Below are 17,841 nucleotides of genomic sequence, written 5' to 3' on the forward strand. Positions count from 1 at the left end.
ACGCCCCTAACGGGGCGCTTCCTTGCGGGCGATGACTCTGTACGCGTTTGAGAGGCGGGTGCGGCGCAGGGCCGGGGCCAAGAGGTGGTCCAGGGCCCAGGCCGCGGCTACCAGGGGTGCGCAGGCCCGGGACAGGAGCGGGGGGAGGAGGCGGGTCAGGGCCAGGGAGGTGGTGGCCGCGATGTCGTACGGGATGTGCGGGGCGTGGTGGTCCGTGGAGATGATCGTGCAGCCCTGGAGTTCCAGTTCGTCGCAGAGGGTGTCCAGGGGCATCAGGTGCAGGTGGCCCGGGCGGCTGTGCGGGATCCACAGTCTGCCGAGCAGCACGGCGAACACGCCGCGTGGGTTGGGGAGTTCGAGGAGGAGGAGGCCGCCCGGGCGCAGGACCGTGAGGGCGGCGCGGAGTTCGGCGCGGGGGTCGGGGGCGTGTTCCAGGTGGCGGAACATGCTGACGACGTCGTAGCGGGCGCGCAGGCGGGCCGTGATGCGGGGGTCCGTGAGGTGGCCGACGTGGGCTTCCTCCACCCGTTCGGCCACGCGGGCGTCCAGGACGCGGTGGGTCAGGTCCAGGCCGTCGAACGCCGTGTACGGGAAGAGTTCCTTCGCCGCCTCCGGGAAGCGGGCGAAGCCCGTGCCGACGTCCAGCCAGCTCTCCGGCTCGGGGAACGGAAGCACCGCGCGGGCCGCCGCTCTCAGCCGACGGTACGGCAGCCGGGTGAGGCGTAGGTGCCGGGGGACGAAGCGCAGGTCCCGGCACCTGGCGAGGGTGAACGCGCAGTCGGCGCGGTGTCGTTCGGAGGGTGCGGTCGCGGTCATGAGCGGCTCCCGGGCGCGAGGGCGTACGGCGGGGGCGTACGACCGGGGGGGTACGGCGGGTGGTGCGAGCATGCCCGGACAATGCCCCGACAATCCACTGCAAAACGGAACGTATGGGATGGCGATCTTGGGTGCAACGACGTCGCGTGGAGGTGGCGGGGACGTGGCGGGGCCCCTGGTGGCCATGTGCCGCCGTTCTGTTCGACCGGTGCCGGTACTGTTCGGCGAATGAGCTCGCTTAATCTCGACGACTTCACTGATCTGATCGAGCGCCCCGACGGAGGGGTACGCCGTGACGCAGAGGCGCGCCGTGAGCGTCAGATCGTGCCGCCCGGGGCGCTGGGCCGCCTCGACGACCTGGGTGAGTGGCTGGCTGCCGCGCAGTCCGCCGTGCCGGTGCGGCCGATCGAACAGCCGCGGGTGGTCCTGTTCGCCGGTGACCACGGTGTCGCCGAGCTGGGCGTATCGGCGCGGGAGGCGGGCAGCGCCGCGGAGTTGGTGCGGGAGATCCTTGAGGGCGGCCGGCCCGTCTCCGTCCTCGCGCGGCGGCTCGGGGTTCCCGTGCGGGTCGTCGACATGGCACTGGACTGCGACCCGGAGTCGCTGCCGGAGGCTGTCGTACGGCATCGGGTGCGGCGGGGCAGCGGCCGTATCGATGTCGAGGACGCGTTGACTTCGGAAGAGGCCGAGGCCGCCTTCCGGGCCGGCGTCGCGGTGGCCGACGAGGAGGCCGACTCCGGTACGGATCTGGTGGTGCTCGGCGATGTGAGCGTCGGCGGGACCACGGCGGCCGGGGTGCTGGTCGCCGCGCTGTGCGGAACCGACGCGTCGATCGTCACCGGGCGGGGCGGGCTGGCCATCGACGACCTGGTGTGGATGCGCAAGTGCGCGGCGATCCGGGACGCGCTGCGCCGGGCTCGGCCCGTGCTCGGGGATCAGCTGCAGCTGCTCGCGACGGTGGGCGGTGCGGACCTCGCCGCGATCACCGGCTTCCTGCTGCAGAGCGCGGTGCGGAAGATGCCGGTCGTGCTGGACGGCGTGGTCGTCGCCGCCTGTGCGCTGGTGGGCCAGCGGATCGCGTTCCGGGCACCGGACTGGTGGCTGGCCGCGCACAACAGCGGGGAGCCCGGGCAGGCGAAGGCCCTGGACCGTATGGCCCTGGAGCCCCTGCTCGACCCGGGCGTGAAGGTCGGCGAGGGCGCCGGAGGCCTGCTGGCCCTGCCGATGGTCCAGTCCGCCGCCGCGCTGGCCGCGGAACTGCCCGAGAAGCCGGAGAAGCCCGAGGAGCCGGAGGACTCGGAGGACTCGGAGACGCCGGGTGACGGGGAGCCGGAGCCGGTGGCGGGACCGTCGGAGACGGGGCCGTCGGAGAGCGAGTAACGGCCGCGAGCGGGGCGCCTGCGGCCTGCGGGGCGTCGAGCTTTCGACGAGCGACGACCGCCAGGAAAAGGGTGATTAGCCGCGAGTGTGGACATATGATCCCCACTCGTGAGAGCTGACACCCTCGGCCGCTGGGCCCGTGCCGAGTGGAGGGCCTTGTACCTCGCCGTGCGGGTGCCGTTGGCCGAGCCGCGGTGGTGGTCGGCTGTGCCGATGACCGTGGGGGCCGTCTGTCTGACGGGGCTCGTGCAAGTGGTGCAGAACCAGGCCTGGGGGTATCGGGCCGTCCAGAACCTCGGGGCCGTCAAGGCCGAGGATTCCCTGTGGCAGGCGCTCCTGCGGACGCCGCTGTCGCTGTTCGTGCCCGCCCTCGACCTGCCGGTGTGGGGGGCGCTCGCGCAGATCCTGATCGTGTTCGGGCTCGCCGAGCTCTGTCTGGGCTGGTGGCGGACCCTCGTCGTCGCCTACGTCGCGACCCTCGCCGGAACCCTGTACGCGCGCGTGGGCATCGCGCTCGGCCCGGACCACCCGATCGGGCTGCCCGCCTCGGACGCGCGGGTCGTGGACACGGGGCCGTCGGCGGCCGTGGTGGGGCTGGCGGTGTTCCTCGGGTGGCGCTACGGCGCGTATGTCACGGCCGGGGCGGTGATCGCGGCGATGGTCGTCGAGGTCGCCCTGAAGGAGAACCTCGCCGGGAAGGAGCACCTCGCGGCCATCGCGGCGGTGCTGGTGCTGTGCGCGGTGTCGGCGGTGCGTCAGCGGCGTTCCAGGGCCCGGGCCGGGTCGACGTCGGGGGCGCCGCCGATCCAGTCCTGAAGCTTGCGGCTGGGGCCCGCCCAGCGCTTGTCGTGGTGGTAGGCGCGCAGCTGGGCCTTGGCCCGGGCGCGCGGGCGGCGCCGGTAGAAGCGTTTCGCCCAGGGGGAGGCGGGACGGGCCAGGCGGACGGCGCCGAACAGGGCGACGAAGGGGATGACCACCCCGAAGATCGCGATACGGGCCTTGCCCTTGGCGAGGGCGATCAGGGCGATGAGGAAGTTCCCGAAGATCGTGCTGAGCACCGACCCCCGGTTCTGCAGCTCGCCGTCGCTGAGGTCGTTGACCCCGAAGGGGGCGAAGCCGAGGAGGAACAGGCCGACCAGGGCGGCGGTGAGCACGACCACCTCGACGCTCTTGCGGCCGGCCTCGGTCCAGTAGACGTCGTCCAGATGCAGGATCAGCGCGAACTCGTCCATGACGAGGCCCGCGCCGATCCCGAAGACCACCGCGGCCGCGGCCGAGCCGAACCCGCGCTGACCGCCGGCCACCGCGCAGAAGCCGCCGATGACCGTGAGGACGACTCCGGGGACGACATGGTGGATGTGGACGGCGCCGGTCTCGATGTTGCGGAAGGGCCCTTTGCCCGCGCGGATGAGACGGGTGATGACGCGGGTGACGAGGAAGGTGACCAGGAAGGCGGTCAGCGCCAGGAGCAGGGGGAGCTTCCCCGGCTCGATGATGTTGCGCTGCCACCAGTCACCCATGGTTTCAGTGTGGCCGGGGCAGGGGTGGGCCGCCTGGCGGAGCCGACGTCCGGGCTAGTCTGCGGACGTGTCCATGACCCCGCCGCCCCTCGGTCTCCGTTCGCACGGTCTCCGCTTCGCCTTCGGCACCCTGAGCGTGCTCCCCGTCAAGGTGGGCCGCTGGGACCGGGAGGCGGCGCGCGGCGGGATGCTGTGCGCCCCGCTGGTCGGGGTCGTCCTGGGCTGCGGTGCCGCCTTCGTCGCGCTGATGCTGCTGTTCCTCGGCGCCGCCCCCCTCCTCGCCGCCGTCGTCGCCGCCGCCGTCCCCGCCGTACTCACCCGTGGGCTGCATCTCGACGGCCTCGCCGACATCGCCGACGGGCTCGGCAGCGGCAAGCCCGCCGAGGACGCGCTGCGGATCATGAAGCAGTCGGACATCGGGCCGTTCGGCGTCGTCACGCTCGTGTTCGTGCTGTTCGCGCAGGTGGCCGCGCTCTCCCAGCTGTACGACGACTCATGGGCCCGGGGCGCCCTCGCCACCGTCGTGTCCGCCGTCGCCGCCCGGCTCGCGCTCACCCTCGCCGCGCGGACCGGTGTGCCCGCCGCCCGGCCGGAGGGGCTGGGGGCCGCGGTGGCCGGCGTCGTTCCCGTACGGGCCGCCATGGCCGTCGCCCTGGCCGTGACCGGCGTCGCCGCGGCGGCGGGAGCGCTGCTCGGGACGTACGGCACGGCATACGGCGTGCCGTACGACATCGTCCGCACCGCCCTCGCGGTCCTCGCCGCGCTCGCCGCCGCCGAGCTGCTCCTGCGGCACTGCACGCGCCGCTTCGGCGGCGTCACCGGTGACGTGTTCGGCGGGCTCGCGGAGACGGCGGCGACGACGGCCCTCGTCGTGCTGTCACTGGGCTGACACCGGGCCGGCCCGGTGCAGCCCTCAGCACGCCCGGCGCCACGCCCCCAGCTCGTACTTCTTCAGCATCGAGCTCAGCTTCAGACGACGCGACTGGGCACAGAAGCTGCGCGTCGGGACCTCGTACTCGACATGGAACACCGCCTTGCCGGCCTTCACGAAGGGACTCAGGGCCGTGCACTCCCCGTACTGGGCGCACTGCTCGTTGACCGCGAAGTCGAAGTCGCCGACCAGCTCGGGGATCTGGTCCAGGTCGTTCTTCAGGCCCACCGCCATGCCCCGCTCGTGGGCCAGTCTCGCGATCAGCCGGTTGTAACGGAGCTGGTCGGAGGCCTTCAGCGGGAAGCCGGTGCGGTTGCGGTAACCGTCCATGTTGTCCGGCTCCACCGCGTCGAAGCCCTTGTCCCGGCACATGTCGACACGGGCCGCCATCAGGGGCTCCAGGACGTCCACGCGCCGGATGTCGAGCCAGCGCTCGCCCTCCCAGCCGTTGCCCTTGCCGAGCACCGACCTGGGGAACTTCCCGGCGTCGGGGCGCCAGTCCTCCCAGGCGCCGGTGGAGAGGTAGCAGATGACCTTGCGGCCGTCGCGGTGCAGTGCGGCGACCGTCGCCTTCGAGTGGTCGAAGCCGTCGATGTCGTACACCGGCACGTCGACGGAGGTGTCGAGGCGGCCGCTGAGCTGCCATTGCCAGGCCGTGCCGGGGCGCGGCTGCCAGCGGTGGCCGATCGGCCGGTCGTCATCGCCGGGGTCCGTGGCGCAGCCCGCGAGCAACAACAGGACGACCAGCGGCAGAACGCGTCTCACGGGGTGGGCTCCAGAGCGTGCGGCAACGTACCCCAAGGATGTTCGCCCATCCCCGGTACCGCGCAGTACACGGAGGCGCCCCGGGCCCGGGCCAGATCCGCCGGCTCCCCCGGATCGACGTCCGCCGGGACGCCGTACACCAGATGGCACAGCCGCACGCCCCCGCCGCCCCGCCACCGCGGTGGGCCGAGCCGGGTGTACGACGCCCAGGTGCCCTCGAAGGTGACGAGGAGGTCGGCGATTCTGGCGTACGACGGGTCCGGTGCCGTGCCGTGGTTCAGGGCGAGCGTGCCGCAGCCGGCACCCCAGGCCGACGCCGCGAGCCGCTGGTAGTAGGTGAACTCCTCGCGGTGCGCGGCGACCTGGTCGAGGAAGACGCCGTCCGTGGCGTACCAGTCGCGGTGCCGGGTGATGTCACGTACGACGTCGGCGTGCGGTCGGCGGCCGTAGTCGGTGTCGGCGTAGCCGAGCACCCGCGCGCCCGCCGTCCGCAGCCGGGTCGCGACCTCGGCGAACGCCGGGTCGGGCGCCTCGCCGGGGCCGCTGGCCGGGTTCAGCACGACCCCGTAGAGGCGGGGCGCGGCCGTGACGATCGCGTCCCATTCGGCGGGGCGGGCGGACGGGTGCTCGTAGTAGGGGATCAGGAGGTCGTTCATCGGTGCGCGGTCACTCTCCCCAACAGGCCGCAGACCAGGGCGGTTTGGGCGACCGCTGCCGTCGCGTGGACGATCGGGCCGACCCAGTGCGGGCTGCCGGCGTGCGTCAGCAGCGCGACCGTCTGGGCGAGGGCGGCCACGCAGCAGATCGTCGTCGCGCCGAGCACCGCGCCGAAGGACTGGAGCAGCAGGCCCGTCCACAGCACGACGCCCAGCAGGAGCAGACCGGCGAGGCGGACGCCCGTAACGCCGGGGGCGTGCGGCCACAGGGCCGAGGTGGCGAGGCTGAGGGCGAGCAGGGTGACCAGGTAGGCGGCGAGGCATTCGACGACCGTGAACGCCGTCGTGCGCCGGAACGCCCTCGGTGTGCTGCTGGAGCGCAGGCCTGCGAGGGCGCTGCCGCGGAAGCGGTACAGGAGCCATTCGGCGGGGCCCATGCTGAGGGTCAGGGAGACTGCTGCGGGGGCGCTGAGCTGTTCGCCGGTGATGACGTCTCCGAGGGCCATGCAGAGGGTGAGGACGCCGGTGGCCAGGCCGAACAAGGCGTACGGGAGGGATGCGGAGAGACGGGGGCCCATTGTCGTTGATCGTCTGCGGGTGCGTCGTGGCTTGTCGCGCCCACGCGGCGGTAGCCGCATATCCCATACAGTCCCGCGCCCCTTTGGGGGCGCTACCTCACGTAATCCGAGAAGCGCCACCACCGTCAGCGAACCCAGCAGCAGGATCAGTCTCGCCGTGTCCGGCACCGGGTGGACCAGCGCCAGCACTGCTCCCGCCGTCATCGGCGCCAACGCGGCCAGCAGGGCCCGTTCGCGGCCCATCACCAGGAGGACGGTGGCCGCGCCCAGGTAGACGGACTGGCCGGCTGCGAAGGCGACGGCGGCCGGGTGGGCGGCGCCCGCTACGGCCAACGCGGCCAGGGCTCCGAGCAACGCGCCGACCGCGGCGCCCAGGAGCAGGGAGCGGCGGGCGGCACCGCGGTCGCCCAACCCCAGCCAGGAGTAGGCCCGATGGGCGATCCCCTGGTTCCAGGTCCAGCCGACCAGGGCTCCGGCCAGCAGCGGGACCGTGCCCGCCGGAAGGCCGAAGTCGTCCCTGGGTCCGGCGAGGAGGGGAGCGCCGAGCACGTAGGCAAAGCCCGGGAGCGCGAAGACCACGCCGCGCAGCAGACAGCCCAGCAGACCCAGCTGCCACGGGTCGCGGACCGGCCCCTCCGGCTCGGGGTAGCGGCGTTCGACCCGTTCGTACAGCTCCTCGGCCAGGGCGAAGGAGTTCTTGAGGCCGTAGCGCTCGCGTATCTGGTCGTCGGACAGGCCGTCCGATTCCAGCAGCGCGGCGATCTCGTCGGGGTGGACGGCGGCGGCTATGAAGTCGTCGAGGCGTTCGGCGAGTTCGTCGAGGGGGTCGGGCCGCGCCCAGCTGGGTGTGGTGCGCTGGCGCGGGATGGCGGGCAGGGTGTCGGGGCGGGAGCCGGGCGGCATCCAGATGCTTCCGCTCACCAGCCGGTTCCGTCCGTCGCGACCTTCTCGTACCAGGGATCGCGCAGTTCGAGGGTCCAGTCGGCGACGGTTTCGAGCGTGGGCTCGTAGACCTCGGTGCTGCCCGCGAGTTCCTCGTAAATCGTCCGGAAATTGTCCACGGAGCGGCGGAGTGTGAAGCGGTCGATCACCCGCTGGCGGGACAGCTCGCCCAGTTCACGGCGGCGTTCGTCGTCCCTCAGCAGTACCAGTGCGGCGGCCGCCATCTTCTCCGGCTCGCGCGGCGGGACGACGAGCCCCGTGTCGCCGACGGCCTCGCGCACTCCGCCTACGTCCGTCGAGACGGTCGTACGGCCGCAGGACATGGCCTCGATGATGGAGAAGGGGAAGCCCTCGGAGATGGACGACAGCATGACGACGTGACCGGCGGCGTAGGCGCGCCAGACCTCGCTGATGCGGCCTTCGAAGGTCAGGCCGTCCGTGACGCCGAGTTCGGCGGCGAGCTTCTCCAGTTTGGTGCGGTAGGCCTCGCCGCCGGGCGGGACGGGGCCGAACAACCGCAGGCGGGTCTCCGGGATTTCGGCGCGGACCATGGCGTAGGCCCGCAGCAGGGTCTCCAGGTCCTTGATGGGGTCGACCCGGCCGCACCAGGTGAGGGTGGGGACCTCGGGCTCGGGGCCGGCGTGCGGGAAGGCGTGCGGGTCGACGCCGTTGTAGACCGTGCGGATCTTGTCGGGGTCGGCGCCGCCGCGCTCCTCCCAGCGGCGGTTGTACTGGTTGCAGGGTGTGATCAGGTCGGCCGTGCGGTAACCGTGTGAATTCAGTTCACGGTAGAAGCCGAGCATGAACGCCTTCACGGGCCAGCGCTGGGCGTCGCTGCGGTAACCGAGATAGCGCTCGCGCAGATAGATGCCGTGCTCGGTGAGGAGGAAGGGCACGCCGTCCAGTCTGCGGGCGGCGAGGGCGGGGAGGGTCGCGAGGCCGCTGCTCACCGCGTGGGCGACCGAGTCCTCGGGGATGCGGATCCCGAGCGGGCGCAGGGCGTGTTCCAGCAGGTCGGTCGCGGTCAGGGCGTCGTGGACGGTCGGGCGGGCGGCCGCGGTCGGCAGATGCGGCATCGTCCATATCCACATCAGCGAGCGCAGCGCCGACTCGGTGCGCAGGGCCGCCGACAGGCGTCCGTCGCGGGCGAGTTCGGCCAGCTCGTCCAGGGCCTCACCGAAGTCGCAGTGCGCCTCGGGGTCGAGGAAGGAGAGCAGGAACCGCTCGTAGGAGTCGGTGAAACGGCGCCGGGCCCTGCCGTACGGCGCTCTCTTGCGCCCCGGACGCGGGCCCCAGGTCGGCACGGAGGTGTGCTGGTGGACGTTGGGCGGCAGCTCCCAGGTGACGGGTTCGCGGCCCGTGCCGGTGAGCGACACGATGTGGAAGTCGACCTCCGGCATGCCCTGGACGAGCTGGTCGCACCAGGTGCTGACCCCTCCGTGGACGTGTGGGTACGTGCCTTCGGTGAGCATGGTGACATGACGGCCCGTGCGCATCATGCGAGTTCCCCCCTGTGGAACAAAAGGTGGTGCTGCGGCTCGGAAGCGCACCCCGGCGGGTCGGTCGTGAAGTGTGCCGGGGTGCGCCTGGGATCCGGCCGGGCCGCCCTACGACGGCAGCTTCAGCTTCAGAGCGCTCTGCAGCAGAGCCGGCGTGGTCCAGGCCGACCGCTCCCCCGCGTACGGCGTCCCGAACGCGGTCGTGCTGAGCAGGAGTTGCTTGGTGGTCCCCTCCGGGGCGGTCACCGGGATCTGGGTCCCGGACGGGGCGGTGACGGTGACGGTGTTGCCGACGCGGTACGCCGTGACGGAGCCGTTCGCGAGGGCGGTCTGCCAGGCGGCGCGGCGCTGGAGCTCGGTGCCGATGGCGCTCTGCGCGAGGTTCTCCACAGGGGTGTTGTCGGCGAAGAGCGACTGGTAGTCGGTGAGCACCCGGTCCAGGACGGGGTACAGCGTCCGGTCCTCGGCCAGGTTGGACTGGTGGGCGTAGTGCGGGCGCGGGTCGTTGCTGATCGCGTGCCCGAGGGCGGTGCGGGCCTCCAGCGGGACGATGTACGCGTCGTACCCGGTGGCCGTGTCCAGCGGATCGGCCAGGCAGGTGGAGGCGGGGTTGGTCTCGCAGATGCCGCTGCCGCCGTCGGCCTTGGAGGTGTAGATCCAGTTGTACTCGTCGGTCATCTCCTCCTCGGTGCCCACGTTGTAGTACACGTTCATCGGGTACCGGGGCACGGTCCGGGCCGCGCCGACCGAACGCTGGGCGGGGTCACGGGAGTTGTCCGAGGCGATCCACTTGACGCCGTTGTCGGCGAGGGCACCGGCCAGGTTGGGGTTGTCGTCGGGCTGCTGCGGGAGGGTCCGCAGACCCGAGTGCTCGCCGGTCACGAGTTCCGTGCGGTCGAGCGGGAGCCCCTTGCCGACACCCCAGTTGTGGTTGTTCCTGATCTGCGCGGAGATGTCCGCGCGGCTCATGTACTGGGTCGTGCCGTTGGCGTTCTTGGCGCAGCTCCACGGCACGGTCGAGGTGTCCTGGACACAGCCGAGGAACGGGTGCGTGTAGGTGTGGTTGATCCAGCGGTACTGCGCCTTGTCGGCGAGCAACTGGTCGGTGAGGGCGTCGGTGCCGCCGTTCTCGCTCTTCCACTCCTCGCCGGAGCCGGCGTTGTAGACCATGTCCAGCTTGAAGCCGCGCTGCCGTTGCCACTGCGCGGCGTGGACCGCGTCCTCGGCGGTCATCCGGATCGGCGGGACCTCCTCGCCACCGCCGCCCACGCAGTCGATGTCACCGGGCGTGCAGTTGCGTTCGGTGTCCCAGCGGGCGTCGGGCGCGAAGACGTCGTCGACATGGACCGCGAAGTAGTTGCGCGCCTGGCCGAGATGGACGCCCTGGGTCAGCCATTCGACGATGCCACGGGCGAGCACCCGGAACTGCTGCTGGTACTCGTTGTACGCGAAGGTCACCACCAGCTCGCGGCGCCCGTCGTGGCTGTACTCGCCGATCAGGCTGCCGCGCCCGGAGCCGGCGGGGACGGGAACGTCGACATAGCTGGTGAAGCCCGTACGGGGCCGTGCGACGAAGCCGTAACTCTCCAGTACGGCCGCGTCGTTGTCCTCGAACGTGAAGACGCCGTCGAGATAGCCGAAGTACCCCGCCCTGCCCGCGGTCGTGACGGCCGCCTCGCGCCCGTCGAGGGATCCGGTCCAGCCGCCCTCGCTGGTGTAGTCGAGGCCGACGCCCGGGTGGGCCCAGGTGTAGGCGTCGACCTGCGGGATGCCGTAGGTCCGCTCGTAGCTCTCCAGCGCGGTCTGCTCGGCCGAACCCTCGCCGAAGGGCGTCTCGTTGGGCAGGACGACGCCCTGGTACTTGGCGCGGGGCGTGCCGTTCACCGTGTCGCTGAGGAAAGCGCCGGTGATGGTGGGGCGGTTCGCGTCGTTCAGGTCGACGGTGGTGTATGGAATGCCGGTGCTCTTGAGCTGGGCGGTGATGGCCCGGACCGGGCTGTCGCCGTTGTCCACGACCAGCACCCTGAGGTCGATGCGCGGCTGCGCGGCGGCCGCGGCGCCGGGCACTCCCAGACCCAGCGCCAGCAGCCCGGTGGCCGCCACGACAGCGGCCGAGTTTCTCCATCTGTGCGCACTCTGCGCCATTGGTCGCCCCTTCCCCCCAGAAGATCCCCTTGTGACCGCTTGCGGTGAAACGGCGGAGGATCCGTGGAAATCATGCAAAGCGGCAAGCTGACAGCTCACCGGAACCAGACGAGTGTGACTCAGCTCACCGCGGCGGAGGATCGAGAAATGACCGCGACGCCACCGACAGGTGAACGCCCGCAGGAATGAGCGAACGCTCACACGAGCGTAGGCTCATCCTGAGTGTTCGCCGCACCGGGGAAGGCCCCGCTGATACCGCACCCGTTGACACCGCACCCGTAGGTCGGAACTAGGGTCGGCCGTCGGGCCCGGTCGACCCACACGATTCGGCCATCGCAAACTTCACATCGGAAGCGAGATTTCACCACCGTGACTGCTCTCACTCTCAGCACCGCCGCGGCGCCCGGCCTGCGCGCCGACGCGATCGTGATCGGTGTCGCCAAGGGCTCTGGCCCCAAGGCCGCGGGCCCGGTCGTCGCACCGGGCGCGGAGGCCGTGGACAAGGCGTACGACGGCAAGCTCGCCGGTGTCCTGGAGACCCTCGGTGCCTCGGGTGCCGAGGGCGAGGTGACGAAGCTCCCCGCGCCCGCCGGTTTCAAGGCCCCGCTCGTGGTGGCGGTGGGCCTGGGTGCCGCGCCGGAGAAGGACGCCGAGTACGACGGCGAGGCGCTGCGCAAGGCCGCCGGTGTCGCCGCCCGCGCCCTCGCCGGTTCGAAGAAGGCCGCGTTCGCGCTGCCGCTGGGCGACGCCGGTGACATCGGCGCCGTCGCCGAGGGCGTCCTGCTCGGGGCGTACTCCTTCGACGCCTACAAGGACAACGGAAAGAACGTTCAGGCCAAGAAGAACGGCAAGGCGCCCCTCGCCGAGGCCGCGCTGCTCGGCGGCAAGCCCCGCGACAAGGAGCACAAGGCCGCGATCGAGCGCGCCACCGCCGTCGTGGAGGAGCTCAACCGCGCCCGCGACCTGATCAACACCCCGCCCAACGACCTCACCCCCGAGTCCTTCGCCGCGATCGCCACGGCGGCGGGCAAGGAGCACGGCATCAAGGTGCAGGTGCTCGACGAGAAGGCGCTGACCAAGGGCGGCTACGGCGGCATCCTCGGCGTCGGCTCCGGCTCGGCGGCCGCCCCGCGGCTGGTGAAGCTGTCGTACACGCACTCCAAGGCGGACAAGCACCTCGCCCTCGTCGGCAAGGGCATCACCTACGACTCGGGCGGCATCTCGCTGAAGCCGGCCGGGCACAACGAGACGATGAAGTGCGACATGAGCGGCGCGGCCGCCGTGTTCGCCGCCGTTGTCGCCGCCGCGCGGCTCGGGCTGCAGGTGAACATCACCGGCTGGCTGGCGCTGGCCGAGAACATGCCGTCGGGGTCCGCCGTGCGTCCCGGTGACGTGCTGCGCATGTACAGCGGCAAGACCGTCGAGGTCCTCAACACGGACGCCGAGGGCCGGCTGGTGCTCGCCGACGCGCTGTGGGCGGCCTCGCAGGAGAAGCCGGACGCGATCGTGGACGTCGCGACGCTGACGGGTGCCATGGTGCTGGCGCTCGGCAACCGCACGTTCGGTGTGATGGGCAACGACGACGCGTTCCGCTCCGCGATCGTGGAGGCGGCCGAGGAGGTCGGCGAGGCGTCCTGGCCGATGCCGCTGCCCGAGCACCTGCGCAAGGGGATGGACTCGCCCACCGCCGACATCGCCAACATGGGTGAGCGCATGGGCGGTGGCCTGGTCGCGGGGCTCTTCCTGCGGGAGTTCGTGGGCGAGGGCATCACCTGGGCGCACCTCGACATCGCGGGGCCCGCGTTCAACGAGGGCGGGCCTTTCGGGTACACGCCGAAGGGTGGCACCGGCAGCGCGGTGCGGACGCTGGTCCGGCTCGCCGAACTCACCGCGGCCGGCGACCTGGGGTGAGGTTGCTCTGAACAGAAGGGGGCTCCGCGCGCGGGTAGGGCGGGGCCCCCTCATTCATGGGCCTCGCCCGTCCGCTCAACTGAACGTGGGACGTCTCACACACCGGCCCGGCGTCTCGTTCGGTGTGGACAAGTGCGAAGATGGGGCTCGGCAGGACAGGGCCCCCACCACAGGGCCGAAGAAAGAGCGGCCGGACACCAGCCGCCGCCCGGTCACCGACGACCGGCGTACGGCGCACATGCATGGAGGACGTGACGTGGCGAACGACGCCAGCACCGTTTTCGACCTAGTGATCCTCGGCGGTGGTAGTGGCGGTTACGCCGCGGCCCTGCGCGGGGCGCAGCTGGGCCTGGACGTCGCCCTGATCGAGAAGGACAAGGTCGGCGGCACCTGCCTGCACCGGGGATGCATCCCCACCAAGGCCCTGCTGCACGCGGGCGAGATCGCCGACCAGGCCCGCGAGAGCGAGCAGTTCGGTGTGAAGGCCACCTTCGAGGGCATCGACATCGCCGGGGTCCACAAGTACAAGGACGGCGTGATCTCCGGCCTGTACAAGGGCCTCCAGGGACTCGTCGCCTCCCGGAAGGTGACGTACATCGAGGGTGAGGGCCGCCTGTCCTCCCCGACCTCCGTCGACGTCAACGGACAGCGCGTCCAGGGCCGTCACGTCCTGCTGGCGACCGGCTCCGTGCCGAAGTCGCTGCCGGGCCTGGAGATCGACGGCAACCGCATCATCTCCTCGGACCACGCCCTCGTCCTGGACCGCGTACCGAAGTCCGCGATCATCCTGGGCGGCGGTGTCATCGGCGTCGAGTTCGCCTCCGCCTGGAAGTCCTTCGGCTCGGACGTCACCGTCATCGAGGGCCTGAAGCACCTCGTCCCGGTCGAGGACGAGAACTCCTCGAAGCTTCTTGAGCGCGCCTTCCGCAAGCGCGGCATCAAGTTCAACCTGGGCACCTTCTTCCAGAAGGCCGAGTACACGGCCGACGGTGTCAAGGTCACCCTCGCCGACGGCAAGGAGTTCGAGGCCGAGGTCCTGCTGGTCGCCGTCGGCCGCGGCCCGGTCTCCGCCGGTCTCGGCTACGAGGAGCAGGGCGTCGCCATGGACCGCGGCTACGTCCTCGTCGACGAGTACATGCGCACCAACGTGCCGACCATCTCCGCCGTCGGTGACCTGGTCCCGACCCTCCAGCTCGCGCACGTCGGCTTCGCCGAGGGCATCCTGGTGGCGGAGCGTCTGGCCGGTCTGAAGACCGTTCCGATCGACTACGACGGTGTCCCGCGGGTGACGTACTGCCACCCGGAGGTCGCCTCCGTCGGTATCACCGAGGCCAAGGCCAAGGAGATCTACGGCGCGGACAAGGTCGTCGCTCTGAAGTACAACCTTGCGGGCAACGGCAAGAGCAAGATCCTGAACACCTCGGGCGAGATCAAGCTCGTCCAGGTCAAGGACGGTGCCGTGGTCGGCGTCCACATGGTCGGCGACCGCATGGGCGAGCAGGTCGGCGAGGCCCAGCTGATCTACAACTGGGAGGCGCTGCCGGCCGAGGTCGCCCAGCTCATCCACGCCCACCCGACGCAGAACGAGGCGCTCGGCGAGGCCCACCTGGCCCTGGCGGGCAAGCCGCTGCACTCGCACGACTGACCCTCGGTCGACGAAGCGACGACTCAGACTTCCGCAATTCGTAAGGAGCAACCGAAACCATGGCGGTTTCCGTAACCCTTCCGGCGCTCGGCGAGAGCGTCACCGAGGGCACTGTCACCCGCTGGCTGAAGGCCGAGGGTGAGCGCGTCGAGGCCGACGAGCCGCTGCTCGAGGTCTCCACCGACAAGGTCGACACCGAGATCCCCTCCCCCGCCGCCGGCGTCCTGGCCTCCATCAAGGTCGCCGAGGACGAGACGGTCGAGGTCGGCGCCGAGCTGGCCGTGATCGACGACGGCACGGGCGCGCCCGCCGCCGCCCCGGCGCCCGCTGCCGAGCCCGCCCCGGCCGCCGAGCCGGAGCCGGCCCCGCAGGCCGCCGCCCCGTCCACCGAGCAGGCCGCCCCGGCTCCGGCGCCCACCGCCGAGGCCGCCGCCGGCGCCGGCTCCGCCGAGGGCACGGACGTCGTCCTGCCCGCGCTCGGCGAGTCCGTCACCGAGGGCACCGTCACCCGCTGGCTGAAGTCGGTCGGCGACAGCGTCGAGGCCGACGAGCCGCTGCTCGAGGTCTCCACCGACAAGGTCGACACCGAGATCCCCGCCCCCACCTCCGGCACGCTGCTGGAGATCGTGGTCGGCGAGGACGAGACGGCCGAGGTCGGCGCCAAGCTGGCCGTCATCGGCGTCGCGGGTGCCGCTCCGGCGGCCGCCCCGGCCCCGGCTGCCCCCGCTCCCGCCGCCGCCCCGGCCCCGGCCGCCCCCGCGGCTCCGGCCGCTCCGGCTCCCGCCCCCGCCGCTCCGGCCGCGCCCGCCGCTGCCGCCCCGGCTCCGGCCCAGCCCGCCGCTCCGGCTCCCGCGCCGGCCGCTCCGGCCCCGGTCACCCCGGCTCCGGCGGCCGCTCCGGCCGCCGCCCAGGCGACCGACGAGGGTGCCTACGTCACCCCGCTGGTGCGCAAGCTCGCCGCCGAGAACGGCGTCGACCTGGCCACCGTCAAGGGCACCGGCGTCGGCGGCCGTATCCGCAAGCAGGACGTCATCGCCGCCGCCGAGGCCGCGAAGGCCGCCGCCGCTGCTCCGGCTCCCGCCGCTGCCGCTCCGGCCGCCGCCGCGAAGAAGGCCCCCACGCTGGAGGCCTCCCCCCTCCGTGGCCAGACCGTCAAGATGCCGCGCATCCGCAAGGTCATCGGCGACAACATGGTCAAGGCGCTGCACGAGCAGGCGCAGCTGTCCTCGGTCGTCGAGGTCGACGTCACGCGTCTGATGAAGCTGCGCGCCCGGGCGAAGGACTCCTTCGCGGCTCGCGAGGGCGTCAAGCTCTCCCCGATGCCGTTCTTCGTCAAGGCCGCTGCCCAGGCGCTGAAGGCGCACGCGCCCATCAACGCCAAGATCAACGAGGCCGAGGGCACGATCACCTACTTCGACACCGAGAACATCGGTATCGCGGTGGACTCCGAGAAGGGCCTGATGACCCCGGTCATCAAGCACGCCGGCGACCTCAACATCGCGGGCATCGCCAAGGCCACGGCCGACCTGGCGGGCAAGGTCCGCGCCAACAAGATCACGCCCGACGAGCTGTCCGGCGCGACCTTCACCATCTCCAACACCGGTTCGCGCGGCGCGCTCTTCGACACGATCATCGTGCCGCCGGGCCAGGTCGCGATCCTCGGCATCGGCGCCACGGTCAAGCGCCCGGCCGTCATCGAGACGGAGGAGGGCACGGTCATCGGCGTCCGCGACATGACGTACCTGACCCTGTCCTACGACCACCGCCTGGTGGACGGCGCCGACGCGGCCCGTTACCTGACGGCGGTCAAGGCCATCCTGGAGGCGGGCGAGTTCGAGGTCGAGCTCGGCCTGTAAGCCACCAGGGCTTCGAGCCCGCACGGCGCCCCGTCCGGAGCTTCTCCGGGCGGGGCGCCTCGTTTTGGGGGGCCTGAGAGCTCGGTGCGCCGGGTTGTCGCGCGGGTGCGGGTGGTTCGTGGCTGGTCGCGCCCACGCGGCGGAGCCGCATATCGATACAGCCCCGCGCCCCTCAGGAGCGTCCACCGCACCCACTCAAGGGACGCGGGGAACTGCGCGACCAGCCACGACGAACCCGCGGCCGCCCAACGACACAGCGCACCGAGCTACTGGGCGCCCGGCCCCAGCCACGCCGTGTAAGTCTCGTCTCACCTGCACCAAAGCGCCCCCACGCGCCCTCCCAGCGGAGCGCAACGGCCGTATTGTCTAAACGTCAACGCGCCCTAAGGAGCCCTCATGACCGCCCCCGTCATCCACTCGCTGCGCGAACAGATCCGCGAGCACATCCTGGAGGGGATCATCAGCGGTCGTTGGCAGCCGGGCGAGCGGATCGTGGAACGACGTATCGCCACCGAGCTGGAGGTCAGCCAGACACCGGTACGCGAGGCGCTGCGCGAGCTGGAATCGCTGCGGCTGATCGAGTCCGCGCCCAACAAGGGCGTCCGCGTACGGAGCCTCACCGCGGCCGATCTGGAGGAGAGCTACCCGGTCCGGGCCGGCCTGGAGGCCATCGCCGCGGAACTCGCCGCCGACCGCCTCGCCGAGGACTGCTCCGCCCTGGAGCCCCACGTCGCCGCCCTGTACGAAGCGGACCGCACGTCCGACGGCACGGGCCAGGTGCGGCACACGGTCGGCTTCCACCGCGAGATGGTGCGGGCGGCGGGCAACTCCGTGCTGCTGCACACCTGGGAGGGCCTCGGTATCGAGGTGTTCACGGCCCTGTCGATCCGGTGGCTGGGCACGGTGCAGCAGTCGTACGCGGAGGAGCACGAGGAGCTGGTGGCGGCGTTCCGGCGCCGGGACCCGCGGATCCCCGAGATCGTCAAAGCCCACGTACTGGGCTGCGCCCCCCGTCACGAGCCCTGAGCGCGAGCCGAGAACCCCTTGAGCGGCACCCCGCTCATACGCGTCCCCACCTGCGAAAACCCTCGAAAATCGCGGCACCCGGTGCCTGTCCGAAAGGCACCGCGTGCCTATTTTCTCGTGATCAAGAGGTTTTCGGCCTCCACCCTTTGATCGATCATCGATCAGGGAGTT

At 71.6% G+C, this 17,841-nt stretch carries 14 protein-coding genes; 7 read left to right on the plus strand and 7 right to left on the minus strand.

Translation table 11 applies throughout. From position 1 onward, the window contains the following. Positions 1-6: 6 nt before the first annotated feature. Positions 7-816 carry a methyltransferase domain-containing protein gene (locus ABIE67_RS13900; protein ID WP_370256799.1) on the minus strand — a complete coding sequence of 270 codons (810 nt, stop codon included), beginning with the start codon at positions 814-816 and terminating at the stop codon, positions 7-9. A gap of 228 nt (positions 817-1,044) precedes the next feature. On the opposite strand from ABIE67_RS13900, the gene cobT reads away from it, so the two are divergent. Both cobT and ABIE67_RS13910 read left to right on the plus strand, forming a co-directional pair. Then, positions 1,045-2,196, plus strand: a complete 1,152-nt coding sequence (gene cobT / locus ABIE67_RS13905; RefSeq protein ID WP_370256800.1) for a nicotinate-nucleotide--dimethylbenzimidazole phosphoribosyltransferase — start codon at positions 1,045-1,047, stop codon at positions 2,194-2,196. A gap of 108 nt (positions 2,197-2,304) precedes the next feature. After that, positions 2,305-3,012: a hypothetical protein gene (locus ABIE67_RS13910; protein WP_370256801.1), complete on the plus strand. Its 708-nt coding sequence runs from the start codon at positions 2,305-2,307 to the stop codon at positions 3,010-3,012. On the opposite strand, the gene ABIE67_RS13915 is transcribed toward ABIE67_RS13910, so the two are convergent. Continuing rightward, a complete protein-coding gene (locus tag ABIE67_RS13915) occupies positions 2,952-3,716 on the minus strand; it encodes a hypothetical protein (RefSeq protein WP_370256802.1) in 765 nt (254 codons plus the stop codon). The two genes, ABIE67_RS13910 and ABIE67_RS13915, sit on opposite strands and share 61 nt — an antisense overlap. 73 nt (positions 3,717-3,789) lie before the next feature. Here ABIE67_RS13915 and ABIE67_RS13920 point away from each other — a divergent pair, with 73 nt between their 5' ends. Next, positions 3,790-4,605 (plus strand): adenosylcobinamide-GDP ribazoletransferase, encoded by an 816-nt coding sequence (locus ABIE67_RS13920; RefSeq protein WP_370268571.1) that lies wholly within the window; start codon positions 3,790-3,792, stop codon positions 4,603-4,605. 24 nt (positions 4,606-4,629) lie between these two features. Here ABIE67_RS13920 and ABIE67_RS13925 read toward each other — a convergent pair whose 3' ends face one another. The 5 genes from ABIE67_RS13925 to ABIE67_RS13945 form a co-directional block, all read right to left on the minus strand. Continuing rightward, positions 4,630-5,412 (minus strand): endo alpha-1,4 polygalactosaminidase, encoded by a 783-nt coding sequence (locus ABIE67_RS13925; protein WP_370256803.1) that lies wholly within the window; start codon positions 5,410-5,412, stop codon positions 4,630-4,632. Then, a complete protein-coding gene (locus ABIE67_RS13930) occupies positions 5,409-6,068 on the minus strand; it encodes a spherulation-specific family 4 protein (protein ID WP_370256804.1) in 660 nt (219 codons plus the stop codon). The genes ABIE67_RS13925 and ABIE67_RS13930 overlap by 4 nt, the downstream gene beginning before the upstream one ends. After that, a complete protein-coding gene (locus ABIE67_RS13935) occupies positions 6,065-7,567 on the minus strand; it encodes a hypothetical protein (protein WP_370256805.1) in 1,503 nt (500 codons plus the stop codon). Before ABIE67_RS13935 ends, ABIE67_RS13930 begins: the two co-directional genes overlap by 4 nt. Continuing rightward, entirely contained in the window at positions 7,564-9,087 is a 1,524-nt protein-coding gene (gene pelF / locus ABIE67_RS13940) for a GT4 family glycosyltransferase PelF (protein ID WP_370256806.1), read from the minus strand. Before pelF ends, ABIE67_RS13935 begins: the two co-directional genes overlap by 4 nt. A 108-nt stretch (positions 9,088-9,195) precedes the next feature. Further along, positions 9,196-11,232, minus strand: coding sequence for a hypothetical protein (locus ABIE67_RS13945; protein ID WP_370256807.1), 2,037 nt, complete (start codon positions 11,230-11,232; stop codon positions 9,196-9,198). A 369-nt stretch (positions 11,233-11,601) separates the two neighbouring features. Here ABIE67_RS13945 and ABIE67_RS13950 point away from each other — a divergent pair, with 369 nt between their 5' ends. The 4 genes from ABIE67_RS13950 (at position 11,602) to ABIE67_RS13965 (ending at position 17,670) form a co-directional block, all read left to right on the plus strand. Beyond that, a complete protein-coding gene (locus ABIE67_RS13950) occupies positions 11,602-13,143 on the plus strand; it encodes a leucyl aminopeptidase (RefSeq protein WP_370256808.1) in 1,542 nt (513 codons plus the stop codon). Positions 13,144-13,399: 256 nt separating this feature from the next. Continuing rightward, positions 13,400-14,788 (plus strand): dihydrolipoyl dehydrogenase, encoded by a 1,389-nt coding sequence (gene lpdA / locus ABIE67_RS13955; protein WP_370256809.1) that lies wholly within the window; start codon positions 13,400-13,402, stop codon positions 14,786-14,788. 59 nt (positions 14,789-14,847) lie between these two features. Beyond that, complete coding sequence (gene sucB / locus ABIE67_RS13960; RefSeq protein ID WP_370256810.1) at positions 14,848-16,644, plus strand: 2-oxoglutarate dehydrogenase, E2 component, dihydrolipoamide succinyltransferase; 1,797 nt, start codon at positions 14,848-14,850, stop codon at positions 16,642-16,644. Positions 16,645-17,040: 396 nt separating this feature from the next. After that, complete coding sequence (locus tag ABIE67_RS13965) at positions 17,041-17,670, plus strand: GntR family transcriptional regulator (RefSeq protein ID WP_370256811.1); 630 nt, start codon at positions 17,041-17,043, stop codon at positions 17,668-17,670. The last annotated feature ends 171 nt before the right edge of the window (positions 17,671-17,841 follow it).

The sequence above is a fragment of the Streptomyces sp. V4I8 genome, assembly GCF_041261225.1.
Taxonomy (GTDB): domain Bacteria; phylum Actinomycetota; class Actinomycetes; order Streptomycetales; family Streptomycetaceae; genus Streptomyces.

Excerpts from the sequence above, each read along its gene's own strand:
- ABIE67_RS13900 (WP_370256799.1), bottom strand. The coding sequence starts at position 816 with ATGACCGCGACCGCACCCTCCGAACGACACCGCGCCGACTGCGCGTTC.
- cobT (WP_370256800.1), top strand. The coding sequence starts at position 1,045 with ATGAGCTCGCTTAATCTCGACGACTTCACTGATCTGATCGAGCGCCCC.
- ABIE67_RS13915 (WP_370256802.1), bottom strand. The coding sequence starts at position 3,716 with ATGGGTGACTGGTGGCAGCGCAACATCATCGAGCCGGGGAAGCTCCCC.
- ABIE67_RS13920 (WP_370268571.1), top strand. The coding sequence starts at position 3,790 with ATGACCCCGCCGCCCCTCGGTCTCCGTTCGCACGGTCTCCGCTTCGCC.
- ABIE67_RS13930 (WP_370256804.1), bottom strand. The coding sequence starts at position 6,068 with ATGAACGACCTCCTGATCCCCTACTACGAGCACCCGTCCGCCCGCCCC.
- pelF (WP_370256806.1), bottom strand. The coding sequence starts at position 9,087 with ATGATGCGCACGGGCCGTCATGTCACCATGCTCACCGAAGGCACGTAC.
- ABIE67_RS13945 (WP_370256807.1), bottom strand. The coding sequence starts at position 11,232 with ATGGCGCAGAGTGCGCACAGATGGAGAAACTCGGCCGCTGTCGTGGCG.
- sucB (WP_370256810.1), top strand. The coding sequence starts at position 14,848 with ATGGCGGTTTCCGTAACCCTTCCGGCGCTCGGCGAGAGCGTCACCGAG.
- ABIE67_RS13965 (WP_370256811.1), top strand. The coding sequence starts at position 17,041 with ATGACCGCCCCCGTCATCCACTCGCTGCGCGAACAGATCCGCGAGCAC.